At 54.6% G+C, this 16039-nt stretch carries 6 protein-coding genes; 5 read left to right on the forward strand and 1 reads right to left on the reverse strand.

Annotated elements, in window-relative coordinates:
- The first annotated feature begins 112 nt into the window (after nucleotides 1-112).
- From recC to recD, 3 genes are read left to right on the forward strand one after another with little or no spacing between them, the layout of a single operon-like run.
- Complete coding sequence (gene recC, locus ADINL_RS07740) at nucleotides 113-3631, forward strand: exodeoxyribonuclease V subunit gamma (RefSeq protein WP_036546003.1); 3519 nt, start codon at nucleotides 113-115, stop codon at nucleotides 3629-3631.
- Entirely contained in the window at nucleotides 3628-7296 is a 3669-nt protein-coding gene (gene recB, locus ADINL_RS07745; RefSeq protein ID WP_036546007.1) for an exodeoxyribonuclease V subunit beta, read from the forward strand. Before recC ends, recB begins: the two co-directional genes overlap by 4 nt.
- Complete coding sequence (gene recD / locus ADINL_RS07750) at nucleotides 7293-9317, forward strand: exodeoxyribonuclease V subunit alpha (RefSeq protein WP_036546011.1); 2025 nt, start codon at nucleotides 7293-7295, stop codon at nucleotides 9315-9317. The genes recB and recD overlap by 4 nt, the downstream gene beginning before the upstream one ends.
- A gap of 8 nt (nucleotides 9318-9325) precedes the next feature.
- Here the strand turns inward: recD and mfd are convergent, their stop codons facing one another.
- Complete coding sequence (gene mfd / locus ADINL_RS07755) at nucleotides 9326-12769, reverse strand: transcription-repair coupling factor (protein WP_036546361.1); 3444 nt, start codon at nucleotides 12767-12769, stop codon at nucleotides 9326-9328.
- A gap of 212 nt (nucleotides 12770-12981) precedes the next feature.
- On the opposite strand from mfd, the gene ADINL_RS07760 reads away from it, so the two are divergent.
- Nucleotides 12982-14421, forward strand: a complete 1440-nt coding sequence (locus ADINL_RS07760) for a glyceraldehyde-3-phosphate dehydrogenase (RefSeq protein ID WP_036546015.1) — start codon at nucleotides 12982-12984, stop codon at nucleotides 14419-14421.
- 275 nt (nucleotides 14422-14696) lie between these two features.
- On the forward strand, nucleotides 14697-16037 hold the full coding sequence (locus ADINL_RS07765) for a Na(+)-translocating NADH-quinone reductase subunit A (protein WP_036546018.1): 1341 nt from the start codon (nucleotides 14697-14699) through the stop codon (nucleotides 16035-16037).
- The last annotated feature ends 2 nt before the right edge of the window (nucleotides 16038-16039 follow it).

Below are 16039 nucleotides of genomic sequence, written 5' to 3' on the forward strand. Positions count from 1 at the left end.
CAGTATAGATCTGAAAAATCAAAACTGCGTAGCCTGGCGCTGCTGTTAACTCCACTAAACTTAGCATAGGATACACGGATGTTTAGACAAGGTTTTTAGAAGGAGCAGCCGCTTGAATGCGACAACGGACTGGCCGACCGGACTCATGGTCATCCAGGGGAACCATCTGGAAGAGTTACGTCATCTGATGGTGCGCTGGACGCAGCGCTATCCACTCAGGCCGCTCGAAAATGAAGTCATGCTGGTGCAGAGTAATGGCATTGCTCAATGGCTCAAACTGGCACTGGCCGCCAAGGCGGGAGATGAGCTGGAATCCGGTTTGGGGATCGCAGCGGGCCTGCAGGTGATGCTACCAGGACGGTTTATCTGGCAGGCCTATCGTGCGGTGTTCCCCAGGTTGCCCAGCGCCTCTCCTTTTGATAAAGGTCCGCTGACCTGGCGCTTGTTGCGCCTGCTCAATGATCTGCCCGCGCTTGCTGCACGGGCCGGGAATGCCCAGGTATTACAGCCACTGGAGTATTTTCTGCAGCAGGATCCCTCGGTGTCCCGAACCTGGCGTCTGGCTTCGCGGCTGGCGGATCTTTACGATCAGTATCAGGTATACCGTGCGGACTGGCTGGATGCCTGGTTGGCTGGCGAGACGGTGATAATCACTGCTCAGGGAGAGCGTCTGCCGCTGAGTGCAGAACAGCTCTGGCAGCCCTTGCTCTGGCAGTGGTTGCATGAAGATATTGCGGCTGAACATGCCGAGATCGATTTTTTGCACTACGCCAGTCGTTCCAGTGTGCACCGACTGTTTTGTCAGCAGCTCAGTCAGGTATCTGCAGGGCAGGGCGCGGCTGGTTTACCCCGTCGAATCATTGTGTTTGGTATTTCTTCGTTACCTCAGCAGACACTGGAAGTGCTCGAAGTGTTGGCACAGTTTTCTCAGGTCATGCTGTTTGTCTGTAATCCCAGTCAGCATTACTGGGGCGACCTGATTGAAGGCCGTGAACTGTTCAAAAAAGCCTATCGTCGCAATTCAGGGCGTCCAGTTCCTGACAGCCTGACTGATGAACAGTTGCATTTGCACGGCCATCCATTGCTTGCCGCCTGGGGGCGTCAGGGGCGGGATTATCTCCGACTGCTGGATGAGCGTGATCAGCCATCAACCTACCAGCAGCACTTTGAGCGTATCGACCTGTTTATTTCACCGGGTGATAAGACGCTGTTACAGCAGCTTCAGGACGATATTCTGGCATTACGCAGCCTGGCAGAACGCCAGGCGATGTATACACAGGTACAGGCGCAGGATCGCAGCCTGTGTTTCATGGTCGCACACAGTCCTCAGCGTGAAGTGGAGATACTACAGGACCAGTTGCTGGCGGAGTTTGAGGCCGCACAGCAGGCCGGTAATCCGCTGAACCCGCGTGATATTCTGGTTATGGTGCCGGATATTCAACAGTATGCCGCACATATCGATGCGGTGTTTGGCAAGCTGGATCGTCATGATCCGCGCTATTTGCCGTTTCACATTGCTGATCAGGGGCAGCGCCATAAAGCGCCCCTGTTGATTGCCCTGGAGAGCCTGCTGCACCTGCCTGAATCACGTTTCAGTGTAACGGAGTTGCTGGATCTGCTGGATGTCCCGGCGCTGCGTGCCCGTTTTGAACTGGATGAAGTAGATCTGATCAGCCTGAAACGCTGGATTCAGGGAGCCAATATCCGTTGGGGACTGGATGCTACGCAGCGTGCGGCGCTGGATCTGCCAGATGGTCTGGAAAGCAATACCTGGCGTTTTGGTCTGAAGCGTATGCTATTGGGGTACGCCAGTGGCGATACGGCCGGATGGCAGGGGACTGTGCCCTATGCGGAAGTGGCAGGACTGGAAGCGGCCAAGCTGGGGCCGCTGGTGTTGTTGCTGGATCAGCTGGAGAGCCTCTGGCATCTGCTGCCCCAACCGGCCAATGCATCTGGCTGGATTGCCCGTTTGCAGCAGCTGTTGCAGGACTTTTTCCTGCCTCAGAACGATCAGGATCAGGCACTGTTACTCAGGTTTGAACAGCAGGCAACGCAGTGGCTCGATGCCATTGCCCTGGGTGATGCCTCTGACTTGCCCTTGACGCTGGATGTGGTGCGTGAGGAACTTCTGTCCGGTCTTGACCAGCCGGGCCTGAGTCAGACCTTCCTTGCCGGTTCAGTGAACTTTGCCACCTTGATGCCGATGCGTGCAATTCCGTTTCGGCAGGTCTGGCTATTGGGGATGAACGATGGTGATTATCCACGCTCGGTCAGTGCAGTCGACTTTGATTTGATGGCACAGGATTATCGTCCCGGCGATCGCTCACGTCGGGAAGATGACCGCTACCTGTTTCTGGAGGCGTTACTGGCGGCTCGCGAGAAGCTGGTGATCAGCTGGGTGGGGCGTAATGTGCGTGACAACTCGGTTCGACCGGCCTCGGTGCTGGTTGGACAGCTGCGCGATCATCTGCAGTCCGGTTGGCAGGGGCAAACACCGGATTTGTTGTCCGAACTGACCACTGAGCATCCGTTGCAACCTTTCAGCCACCAGTATTTTGCCGTTGAGTCTGCCTCGGAATCCGGACGCAGTTACGCAGCTGAATGGCTGGCCGTCCATCAGCCAGAACCAGAGCCGCCAGACATACCCGCACTCGATACCTGGCAGCCCGATAGCCCCTTGTCGTTGACACAGCTGGTGCAGTTGCTGAAACAGCCGGTGGACAGCTTTTACAGCTTGCGCCTGCAAGTACCACGTACCGAGTCGATTCAGGTATTGCGTGATACGGAGAGTTTCGCACTGGACGGTCTGGAAGTCTGGCAATTGCGTGATCGGCTGTTGCACACGGCAGTGATGCCCGCCGTCGATGAGGAGGATTTTCTGCAGCGCAGTGCTGCAGAGGTTCAGCGTATGCAGCAAGAGGGTATTCTGGTTGAGGGTAGCCTGGGGCAACTGCAAGCGCAGACGCTGAAGCAAGGACTGGATGCTCTACAGGAAGTCTGGCAGGTTGAACGCCAGACCTACAGCGAGGCACTGGAAAGTCAGCCAGTGCAGTGTGCGGTACAGACCTCATGGGGTGTTCTGGCGGTTGAAACCCTGCTTGAACCCCTCTATCGAAATCCTGAAAACGGTGATCTGGCACTGCTGTTATTGCAAAGCAGCGGCCTGATCCGCCAGGGGCGCAACCGCAAATGGCATAATCATCTGCGAGGCTGGTTGATGCATCTGTTGGCTCATCAGCAGGGACTCAGACTGACTACCCGGATCCTGACACCGGAAGGGCAGATTGGCTTTGCCCCTCTGGACTCAGCGGCTGAGGCAACCGAATGCCTGGAGCGCCTGTTGCAGGCTGCTCATGAAACACTGCAAGCTCCCACGCTGATCAACCTGGAGACAGGTATTACCTGGCTGGAAAACAGTAGTGATCTGGACCCGTCAGGCACTCCTGAAGGTCGGCTGGTGACAAGGCTGCAGGACGCCTTGGATAATACCTTTCAGCAGAGCCGGTTTTTCCAGCAGCACTGTGCTGACCTGCAACAACTCCTGAGTGATGGAGCCTTTGCCCGTCGAGCCCAGGCACTCTATGGCGACTTTCATCATGCGGTGAAAACCCATAAGGACGGTGCGGCATGACTGATCAGATTAACCGTCTGGACCCGCTGACGTTTCCACTGCAAGGACAGGCACTGATTGAAGCCAGTGCCGGTACAGGCAAGACATTTACCCTGGCTTTGCTGTATTTGCGCCTGGTGATACAACATGGTGGTGAACAGGCTTTCACGCGCCCGTTACTGCCACCGGAAATACTGGTGGTGACCTTCACCAATGCGGCGACAGCTGAACTGCGCGATCGTATCCGTGCCCGCCTGGTGGAGGCGGCTCAGGTGTTTGAGGGAGCTGAGTCAGAGGATGCATTACTGCAGGCATTGAAGCAGCAATTGCCACCCGAGCAGCATCCACGTGCAGCCCGTCAACTCACACTGGCCGCTCAATGGATGGATGAATCTGCGATTTCTACCATTCATGCCTGGTGTTATCGCATGTTACGCGAGCATGCTTTTGATAGTGGCAGTGCGTTTGACCCGCAACTGGAAACACATGAGCAAACCTGGCAGCAGCAGGCCGCGGAAGACTATTGGCGTTCTGAGTACAGCCAGTTGCCACTGGATGAGCTGTCACGGGTTGTCAGTTGCTGGGCCTCACCTGATGCTTTGCTGAAAAAGGTCAAGCCCTGTCTGGACAAGCTTGTATACCTGCCTCAGCCCGGCGGGTCTGCATTGCAGCTGATTCATCAATATCTGCATCAGCGTGCACAGCAATTGGCCGACCTTAAGGCAAGATGGCAGCGGGAAGATTATATCGGGCAGTTACAGCAGCTGTTTGATCAGGCGGCCCGGCAAAAAGCCTTTCAGGCGAAAAAACTGAACAGCAATCATCGAGCGGGTGTGCTGAATAAACTGTCTGACTGGCTGGCGCAGGTATCACAGGAAGATCCGGGTATTTTTTCCGGAAAAAGCTGGCGGGTGATGTCCTCAGAAGGGGTGCAGGAGATTTGGCTGGAGGCGGATCAGGCACCGGTTGATCATCCTGCCTGTCGTGCGCTGGCGCAGCTGCAAGCGGATCTGGCCGCCTTGCCTGATCTTGAGCCTGATCTGCTATGTCATGCGGCACACTGGATTGCTGCCCGGATTGAAAAGGTCAAACTGCAATCCAATAGTCTCAGTCAGAACGACCTGCTGCTGCGGCTGGACCAGGCTCTGGCTTCAGCTCAGGGGGATGCATTGGCGAGGGCGATTCGCAAGCAGTTTCCGGTAGCGCTGGTGGATGAATTTCAGGATACAGACCCGGTGCAGTACCGTATTTTTCGCCGTATTTATCATCAGCAGGGCGATAGTGAAGCCGTTGGCTTTTTTATGATCGGAGATCCGAAACAGGCCATCTACGCCTTTCGGGGAGCAGATATTTACACCTATCTGCAAGCACGTCGGGACAGTGAAGGGCGGCATTATACCCTGGATACCAATTACCGCTCGACAGCGGCGCTGATCACATCGGTGAATGAGGTATTCAGCCTGGCTGAACAGCGTTCCCGGGGCGCATTTCTGTTCAAGTCAGATCAGCAGAACCCGGTGCCGTTTGTACCGGTCAGGGCAGGGCGTGCCGAACTGCCGGGCTTGCTGCTGAATGGACAGGCGGCTCCGGCACTACAAGCCTGGTGGGTTGAACCGGTAGACGGCAAACTGAATAAGGGCGATGCTCGTGCCCGTCTGGCTCAGGCGACGGCAGCCCGTATTACTGAATTACTGACTCAGGGGCAGCAGGGCAAGGCGTTGCTGCCCTTGGGCGACGCGGGCAGTTGGCGTGGCGTCCAGCCTGCGGACTGTGCTGTTTTGGTGAGCAATCTCACTGAGGCCAATTTGATCCGGCAGTCCTTGCAGCAGCTAGGGGTGGCCAGTGTCTATCTGTCGGATCGCTCCAGTGTATTTCAGACCCGTGTAGCCAGCGAGCTGTTACAGCTGCTGAGGGCTGTGGCGTCACCCTTGAATGAAAAACTGATCCGCGCAGCTCTGGCCAGCCCATTGTTACGCCTTGATGTGCGTTTACTGGAGCGCTTGAATCGGGATGAGCTCTACTGGGAAAGCCAGTCTGGACAGTTTGTCACTTACCACCAGCTGTGGCAGCGTCAGGGGATACTGCCGTTAATTTATCGGCTGATACAGGATTTCAAACTGGCTGCAGGTGCCACGCAGCGTGCACAGGGCGAGCGTGAGCTGACCGATCTGCTGCATCTGGGAGAGTTGTTGCATCAGGCCGCCGACATGCTTGATGGTGAACAGGCTCTGATTCGTTTTCTGGAAGAGTCGATACTGGAGCCGGATGAGCAGAGTGAAGCGCAACAACTGCGTCTGGAAACCGATGATCAGCTGGTTCGGGTAGTGACGATTCACAAGTCGAAAGGACTGGAGTATCCATTAGTTTTCCTGCCTTTTATTGGTGATAGCCGTCCGGCTACCGCGCGCGATACGCTGTTGATCACGCATACATCGGACCAGCAGGTGGAAGTGCATCTACGCAGTAATGCGGAGAATCTGGCCCAGGCGGATGACGAGCGTCTGGCAGAAGATCTGCGCAAGCTTTATGTTGGTTTGACCCGTGCCCGCTTTGTTAACTGGATAGGTGTGGCCGAGACAGACGGGTTTGCGTCATCGGCACTGGCTTATGTTTTGAATGCGCCCGCTGAGTGCCCTGTTGAGGCCCTGCAAGCGCTGCAGACACTCAGTCGCCAAGCCTTGCCCGAGCAGTTGCCAGAGCCCTGGCAGCCAGAGCAGACCGCAGTGCAGTTTGCGGTACGCCAGGCGCCCCGCTTGACACATGAACACTGGTGGATCGCCAGCTATTCTGCCCTGAAGCAGGGGCGAACACAGGTCAGTGAAACCGCCTGGCAGGAAACCCTTCTGGACTCTCAGGAGAGCGACGATCTGCAGACGGCCATGCTGCCATCCAGAGATCTGCACGGCCTGCCTAAAGGCAGTCATATCGGTACCTTCCTGCACAGTCTGCTGGAATGGGCGGCTGCATTGAGCTGGGTTGATGATCAGGGCGTTCGCCAACAGGGATTTGCCGGTGTACTGCAACCTGAACTTCAGGACAGCTGTCGCGAGTATCTGTTGCAACGCTGTCAGCAGCATCAACTGGAGGACTGGTTTGAGCCCTTGTTGCACTGGTTGCAGCAGTTTGTGCAGCAGGTCTGGCAGTTCCCGAGGCAATTGAATGATGATGCGGAGCCGGTGAGTCTGGCTGCTCTGTCATCACAGCAGTACAGCGTTGAACTGGAGTTCTGGTTCGCCAGTCATCAACTCGATACCCTGAAACTGGATGCCTGGGTTCAGTCGCGTACACTGGGTGGTCAGGCACGTCCGCCACTGGCAGCCAATCGAGTTAACGGCATGCTGAAAGGGTTTATCGATCTGGTGGTTGAACACCAGGGTAGATATTATGTTTTAGATTGGAAATCCAATTGGTTAGGTGTAAATGATCAAGCCTATTCTGAAGATATAATGCGTCAGACTCTGCTGGATAAACGCTATGATCTGCAATACCTGCTGTATCTGCTGGCGCTGCACCGGCAGTTGAGTGTGCGCTTGCCTGGCTATGATTATGACCAGCATATGGGCGGGGCGGCCTATGTTTTCCTGCGCGGCAGTCAGTCAGAAACCCAGGGGGTGTTTTTTGACAAACCGGCGCGCCAGGTGATTGAGGGACTGGATAAACTGTTTGCTGGAGACGTGATCGAATGAACAGGGAACAGGGTATGGCATTCGACTGGCTGGACCGGCTGTATGAACAGGGAAAACTGCGTGCCCTGGATTTGGCGCTATGCCGTTATATTGCTGACACCGCACCTGAATCTGATCCTTATGTACTTTTGGCGATCGGGCTGACCAGTGAGCGCAATGGTCATGGTGATGTCTGTCTGGATTTGATGGCGGCGCTGGAGTCACTGAAGCTCATTGCGAGTCCTGACGCACTGGGCCTGTCGCAGCTGTTACAGGCAACAACTCAGTTGAGCCCGGCTGAGTGGTGGGCGAAGCTGCGTGGGTCTGTGGCGATTCAGCCTGAAGAGGGACCGGATGCATCTCATTCTGAGCAGGCGAGTACACCACTGGTGTTGGCGGGCACTGCAGAATCGCCACTACTCTATCTGCGCCGTTACTGGAATTATGAGCAGCAGGTGTGTCAGGCACTGCAGCAGCGCATTGAACAGCGGTATGATTTCCCGGATGCGGCCATGGCGCCCTTACTGGACAGACTGTTTCCATCTGTTACGCCGCGCGAGCAACCGGACTGGCAGAAAATTGCCTGTGCACTATCTGCACGCAGTGGCTTTGCGGTGATCACTGGCGGGCCGGGTACAGGTAAAACGACGACTGTGGTGCGTTTGCTGGCGTTGCTGCAAGCCTTGGCCATGCAACAGCAGCAGCCGGCTTTGCGCATTGCTCTGGCAGCTCCCACAGGCAAGGCCGCTGCACGGCTGAATGCCTCTATTGCTGCACAGGTTGCAAGTTTGCCTCTGGCGGATCTCAGTGATCAGCCGGAACACCTGGCTGCGGCCATACCGACAGAGGTCACCACTCTGCATCGGTTATTGGGACCGCAGCCGGACAGTCGTCGTTTTCGACATCACCGGGGACAGCCGTTGCCGGTTGATCTGGTGGTGGTCGATGAAGCATCCATGGTTGATCTGGAAATGCTGGCTGCCCTGGTGGATGCACTCAGACCCCAGGCCCGGCTGATTTTGCTGGGAGACAAGGATCAGTTAGCTTCGGTTGAGGCCGGTGCCGTATTGGGAGATTTGTGCCAGCGGGCGTCACAGGGCTGTTATCAACCGGAAACAGTTGAATGGCTGCAGCGGGTAACCGGCTATGCTTTAGCGGTTGGTTATCAGAGTGAAACCGGACGACCGCTGGATCAGGTGATCACCATGCTGCGTCATAGTCACCGTTTCAGTGATCAGGGGGGGATCGGCGCGTTAGCGCGTCTGGTGAATGAAGGCTGTTTGTATGATCAGCCTGTCCCGGATCGGATGCAGGCTTTGCAGCAGCTGTTTAACGAGCAACAGGGGCCGATTCAGCGTTTGCTTGTCAGTCATGCGGCAGATGCTGCGTTGGCGCAACTGGTGGTGCAGGGATACCGTCACTATCTGGAGCTGATGCAAACCCGACGGCCTGCTGAAACAGCAGACAATGCAGCCTATGATGACTGGGCGGCACAGATATTACAGGCGCATACCGGTTTTCAGTTGCTCTGCGCCGTGCGTGAAGGTCCCTGGGGCGTTGAACAGCTCAATCCCTGGATTGCCCGAGCGCTGACCCGGGCAGGTTGGCTACAGGACAGTGACTCTCTCTGGTATGAGGGGCGGCCGGTATTGATGACCCGGAATGACTACAGTCTCAGGTTGATGAATGGTGATATCGGTATTGCCTTGATGCGGCCAGTGGAGCAGCCAGATGGTTCCAGATGTTTAGCCCTGAGAGTGGTTTTCCCGGGGGCGGATGGCGGCGTGCGCTGGATTATGCCCAGTCGTCTGCAGGCGCTGGAAAGTGTCTTTGCCATGACCGTGCATAAATCTCAGGGCTCAGAGTTCACGCATACAGCACTGGTATTGCCGGATCAGCCCAACCCGGTGTTGACTCAGGAGCTGATATATACCGGCATTACCCGTTCTCGAGAGCGTTTTACCCTGATCTACAGTCGTGAGAGCGCGCTGCGTCACGCGTTGGAAAAACGTGTGACGCGCCGCAGCGGCCTGCACCTTTGAGTGTCAGGCTAGTTTCGCAGGCCGTTCAGTAACGCCTCAACCTGCTGGAAGCGTTCTTCTGCATTGGGCATGGCGCGAGTAAAGCGCAAACCTGTGGGCCCATCCAGCTTGAAGATCTGCGGTTGGCGCTGAATCAACTGGATAAGGCGCATGGGTTCAATCTTGGGTTCACTGTCGAACTCAATCTTGCCGCCTTTGTCGTTGGCATCAAGTTTAAGAATGCCCAGTGTTTCGGCCAGCAGCTTCAGTTCAGTCAGACGCAGCAGATGTTTGGTCTGTTCGGGCAGCAGACCAAAACGATCGATCATTTCGACCTGGATTTCCTGTAGCTGCTCGGCGTCGCGTGCGTTGGCGATACGCTTGTAGAGCATCAGGCGGTTATGCACATCGGGCAGGTAGTCTTCCGGAATCAGTGCTGACAGATGCAGGTTGATTTCGCAGCCATGTTGCAAGGGTTTGTCCAGATCCGGGGTTTTACCTTCACGGATAGCATCCACTGCCTGCTCCAGCATTTCCATATACAGGCCAAAACCGATGGTCTGCATCTGGCCGCTCTGGTCTTCGCCCAGTAATTCGCCTGCACCACGAATCTCCAGGTCATGCGTGGCCAGCGTGAAACCTGCGCCCAGCGTTGAGGCTTCTGAGATGGCTTCCAGGCGTCGTTGGGCGTCTTCGGTCATGTTGCGTGCATCGGGTGTTAACAGATAGGCATAGGCCTGGTGATGAGAACGGCCGACACGCCCGCGTAGCTGGTGTAACTGGGCCAGGCCGAACTTGTCCGCGCGTTCTATGATAATGGTGTTGGCATTGGGGATGTCGATACCGGTTTCGATGATGGTGGTGCACACCAGTACATTGAAGCGCTTGTGATAAAAATCACTCATCACCTGTTCCAGTTCACGCTCCCGCATCTGACCATGGCCAATAGCAACCCTGGCTTCAGGTACCAGCGCATCGACGTCTGCAGCCACTTTATCAATGGTCTTGACCTCGTTGTGCAGGTAGTAGACCTGGCCACCACGCAGCAGCTCACGCAAAATGGCTTCTTTCAGCAGTGCCGGTTCGGATTGGCGCACAAAGGTTTTGACTGACAGACGTCGGGCGGGTGGTGTTGCAATAATCGACAGGTCGCGCATGCCGGACATCGCCATGTTCAAGGTACGCGGGATGGGTGTTGCAGTCATGGTCAGAATGTCGATTTCAGCCCGCAGTGCTTTGATTTTCTCTTTTTGCTGCACCCCAAAGCGATGTTCTTCATCAATAATCAGCAATCCAAGATTCTTAAAGGTCAGACTACCCTGTAACAGCTTGTGGGTGCCGATCAGGATATCGACCTGTCCTTCACTGAGCTGCTGAGCAATAGTCTGTTGTTGCTTGGCGCTGCGAAAACGGGAAATCAGCTCTACATTGACAGGCCAGTCAGCAAAACGATCGCGGAAGTTTTCATAGTGCTGCTGAGCCAGTAGCGTGGTTGGAACCAGTACGGCAACCTGTTTGCCTGCCTGGGCGGCAATGAAGGCCGCGCGCATGGCGACTTCGGTCTTGCCGAAGCCAACATCGCCGCACACCAGCCGGTCCATGGGTTTGGCTGCTCGCATATCACGTATAACGGCATCAATGGCGCTGGCCTGATCCGGGGTTTCTTCAAAAGGAAAGGCCGCAGCAAAGCGGGTGTAGTCATCTTCCGGGAAATCGAAAGAGAAGCCCTGTCGCGCGTTACGCCGGGCATAGATGTCCAGCAGTTCAGCGGCCGTATCACGGACTTTTTCAGCCGCCTTGCGGCGTGCCTTGCTCCATTGTTCCGTACCCAGGCGGTGCAGTGGAGCCAGATCATCCGTAGCACCGGTATAACGGCTGATCAGGTGCAAGGAAGACACCGGCACATACAGCTTGGCGTCGTTGGCGTATTCCAGTGTCAGAAACTCATTGGTCTGTCCATCCACCTGGATGCTTTGCAGTCCACGATAGCGCCCCACACCATGGTCAAGATGTACCACAGGTGCATCCTGAGTGAGTTCGGACAGGTGGCGGATTACCTGATCAGATTGCTCCTTGTCACGCTGACGACGGCGGCGTTGAAAAATCTGGCGACCAAACAGTTGGGTTTCGGTAATCAGATGGAAACGATGCTCGATGGAGATTCCCTGGTCGAGAGGGAAGTCGGTAATCGCCAGAGGCAAGGGATTGCTGTGATAGGCCTGCCAGTTTTCCACCCAGGTTGCTTTCAGTCCGGTTTTCTTCAGCAGTTCCAGCAGCGCCTCGCGACGTCCGGCCGATTCGGCACAGAGCAGCAGGCTGGCATCCGGTTGTGCCTGAATGAGCTGTTTGAGGCGAGCGAGAGGCTGATCACTGCCAGGCTCGGCGGTCAGATCAGGTGGCGGAGTGCAGGGCAGGTTGTCGCGTCCTGGACGCAGTGTTTCGGCATCACTGCTGAGCCGCAGTCTGCCATAGTGTTTCAGCTGACTCAGCAGTGTTTCCGGCGGCAGGTATAGTGCTTCCGGTGACAGCAGTGGTCGCTGGGTATCAAAATTGCGTTCATTGAAGCGATTGCGTACTTCTGTATCAAAATGGCGTGCAGCCAGATCAATGCCGGCTTGTTCAACGATAAGTGTCTGTTTAGGCAGATAGTCGAACAGGGTTGAGAGGGCATCAAAAAACAGTGGCAGATAATACTCAATCCCTGAAGGTACCAGCCCGTCAGAAACATCCCGATACACCGGGCAGCGGTTGAAGTCCACTTCAAAACGTTCACGCCAGTGTTGCTTGAACAGACGGATAGATGGCTCGTTGAACGGAAACTCGCGGGCTGGCAGCAAGCGGATCTGTTTCAGGGTATCAATCGAACGCTGGCTTTCCGGATCGAAGGTGCGCAGGGTTTCAATTTCATCATCAAACAGGTCTATACGGAAAGGCAGAGAACTGCCCATTGGAAAAATATCAATAATGGAACCACGTACAGCAAACTCACCGTGTTCATAAACAGTGTTCACAGCCTGATAACCGGCATGGACCAGTTGCTGGCGTAATTGATCCGGATTAAAGGCCTGGCCCGCATCCAGACTCAGGCTGTGCCCGGTAATAAAGGTTTTGGGTGCGATGCGTTGCATCAGCGTGGAGACAGATACTATCAGTATGCCGCGCTTCATCGACGGTAGTCGATAGAGCGTCTCGATACGTTGCGAGATAATATCCTGGTGCGGGGAGAAGCTGTCATACGGCAGCGTCTCCCAGTCCGGGAACAACAGTATTTCTTCCGGGTCCTGGCAGAAGAAGCGGGTTTCCTCGCGAATACGCAGTGCCGTTTCATTGTCCTTGCAGACCATCAGTACCAGGCCTTGATGCTGCTGCTCCAGCAGCTGTTGCAGTAACAGACCGGTACTGCAGCCAGTCACCTGACCAAGGCGTTTGATATCCCCAGCTGAGTGGGGAAGGGCATAGGAAAAAGCAGTCAGCACGTTTCGCTCCAGGATTGAACACCAGACAAGATAGGGCGTTAGTGTAACCAATGCTGTAAAAAAACACAGTCCTTGTCATGGGCAAGATGAAAAAATGAACCCGAGCTGAATGATCGGACCAAAGTCTAGCGAATGGGGTTTGATCCCTGCTGCCTAAACAGGGATAATGCGCCAACGCAAATGGAGCCTTTATATTTTCGGAGCAAGCTGTGAGCCAAGAACTGATTTTAGCGGACTGGAATGCGCGTGAGTCGATTGCTGAAGCAATGATTCCGTTGATCGGTAGACTTTACCGTGAGCGTAATGTCGAGATCTCTGTGTATGGACGCGTGATCGTCAAGCGATCTGTGATCGATATTATCAAAGCACATCGCTTTGTCAGACAGGTAGAAGATGAAGAGTTGTCTGTCGTTGATACCTTCCCTGTACTGGAAGTTGTAACCGGTCTGGATCTGCATAACGCGCATGTGGATATTGCCAAACTGGCGATTAAATTCCGCACGGCTGCTGAAGGCCGTTCTCTGGAGCAGTTTGTAGCCGATGAGCTGGCAGATGCTATCGGTCCAATTGATGACCGCAAACCGGTAGATGTTGTGCTCTATGGCTTTGGTCGTATCGGTCGTATTCTTGCGCGTCAACTGGTTGATCGTGCCGGTATCGGTCACAGCATGCGTTTGCGTGCTATTGTCGTGCGTAAAGGCAAGGCTGAGAATGATCTGGAAAAGCGCGCCAGCCTGCTGCGCCGCGACTCGGTTCACGGCTCGTTCAAAGGCACCATCCAGGTTGATGAAGAGAATCAGTGCATCGTGGCCAATGGTGTATCGATTCAGGTGATTTTTGCCAATCAGCCTGAAGATGTGGATTACACTCAGTACGGCATTCAGGATGCGCTGGTGATCGATAACACGGGTATGTTCCGTGATGCTGAAGCCATGTCTCGCCATCTTCAGGCCAAGGGTGCTGCCAAGGTACTGCTGACGGCGCCGGGCAAAAACATGAAGAATATCGTGATGGGCGTTAACCATCTGGATATTGCGCCGGAAGATAATATTCTGTCGGCTGCTTCCTGTACTACAAATGCCATTGTGCCAGTACTGAAAGCCCTGCAGGACAAGTACGGTATTGAAAATGGTCATGTCGAAACTGTCCATTCCTACACCAATGACCAGAATCTGATCGATAACTATCACAAGGGTAGTCGTCGTGGCCGTGCGGCTGCACTGAACATGGTTATTACTGAAACCGGTGCGGCCAAAGCGGTATCCAAGGCACTGCCGGAGCTGGAAGGTAAACTGACCGGTAATGCGATTCGTGTTCCGACACCGAACGTGTCTATGGCGATTCTGAACCTGAACCTGAAATCGGCAGCTGAGCGTGAAGAGCTGAACGAATACCTGCGCTACATTGCGCTGCACTCTGATTTGCAGAAGCAGGTAGATTACAGTAATTCACCTGAGGCTGTTTCTTCAGACTTTGTTGGTTCGCGTGCAGCAGGTGTGGTAGATGCGCTGGCCACTATCGCTGACGGTAATCGTTGCGTACTTTATGTATGGTACGATAACGAGTACGGCTATAGCTGTCAGGTGATTCGTATGGCGCAGCATATCTGCAACACAACCCTGAAGCCGTATCCTCTGTCAGGCATCTGATTCAGGCTCTGATTCAGGCAAAGAGTCGCTGTTCAAAAAAGGCGTCGTGGAAACACGGCGCCTTTTTGCGTATATGCAACTTTAGAATTAGCGCTTGCAGACAGTCTCCGGTAGAAAAATTACAAGAATATCAGGTATAATGAGAGAGTTTTTTGGTGGAATTTTGGTTTGTCTGATAACAAAAATCAGTCTCATATCAGTGGTGCTGAATATGGCTGGTTTTATCGGGCATGAAAACAAGATTTCGGAGTTTTTAGTTAGATTGGGTGAGGCGAATGATCAGGATCAAGAAAGGTCTGGATCTACCGATAACGGGCGAACCGGCGCAGATAATAGAAGATGCCGCTAAAGTAAGCTCGGTCGCACTGGTTGGCTATGACTATGTTGGCATGAAGCCAACCATGGCAGTCAAAGAGGGTGACCGGGTGAAGCTCGGGCAGGTGATCTTTACCGATAAAAAAACCGAAGGCGTTCAGTATACAGCTCCTGGTGCAGGTGTGATCAAATCGATCAACCGGGGCGAGCGTCGCGTACTGCAATCCGTCGTCATTGAGCTGGATGCAGAGGAAGAGGCGATTGAATTCAGTCGCTATGAGGCCGGTCAGCTGGCCTCGCTGACACGGGAGCAAGTGCAGGAAAACCTGCTACAGTCCGGTCTCTGGACTGCCTTGCGTACCCGTCCATTCAGTAAAGTACCCGCTGCCGGTACCGTACCTCACTCCATTTTCGTGACTGCCATGGATAGCAATCCGCTGGCTGCTGATCCGCAGGTAATCATTGCTGAACAGGCTGAGGCCTTCCAGCAAGGGCTCTCCTTGTTGACCAAGCTGACCGATGGCAAAGTCTTTCTGTGCAAAGCGCCTGGTGCAAACATTCCAACTGCTGAAGGTGTGACGACTGAAGAGTTTGGTGGTGTGCATCCTGCGGGTAACCCGGGAACACATATTCACTTCCTTGATCCTGTTTCACAGACCAAAACGGTGTGGTACATCGGTTATCAGGATGTCATTGCGTTCGCAAAACTGTTTACGACCGGCCGTTTGCAGCTGGATCGAGTGGTTTCGATTGCGGGCCCTCAGGTCGAAAAGCCTGTGCTGGTACGCACCCGTGTCGGTGCCTGCCTGACTGAGCTGACTGAAGGTCGTTTGCGTACAGGTAAAAACAGAATTATCAGTGGCTCTGTCTGGAATGGTCTGACCGCATCTGGCCCACTGGCGTATCTGACGCGTTACGCGACTCAGGTTTCAGTCCTGCTGGAAGGTGACAAGCGTGAATTTATGGGCTGGGTTGCACCGGGTACAAACAAATATTCCGTATTGAATATGTTTGCTTCCATGTTCTCTCCAGGTAAGCGTTTTGATTTCACCACTACAACCAATGGCTCAGAACGTGCCATGGTTCCGGTTGGTCAGTTCGAAGAACTGATGCCTCTGGATATTCTGCCGACTCAGCTGATGCGCGCACTGGTCACAGGTGACATCGTGCTGGCGATGCAGCTGGGTTGTCTTGAGCTGGATGAAGAGGATGTTGCACTCTGTAGCTTTGCCTGCGTAGGCAAATATGAGTACGGCCCGATTCTCCGAGACAATCTGACGCGCATTGAGAAAGAGGCGTAGGA

It is taken from the genome of Nitrincola lacisaponensis (genome assembly GCF_000691225.1).
GTDB classification, from domain to species: Bacteria; Pseudomonadota; Gammaproteobacteria; order Pseudomonadales; family Balneatricaceae; genus Nitrincola; species Nitrincola lacisaponensis.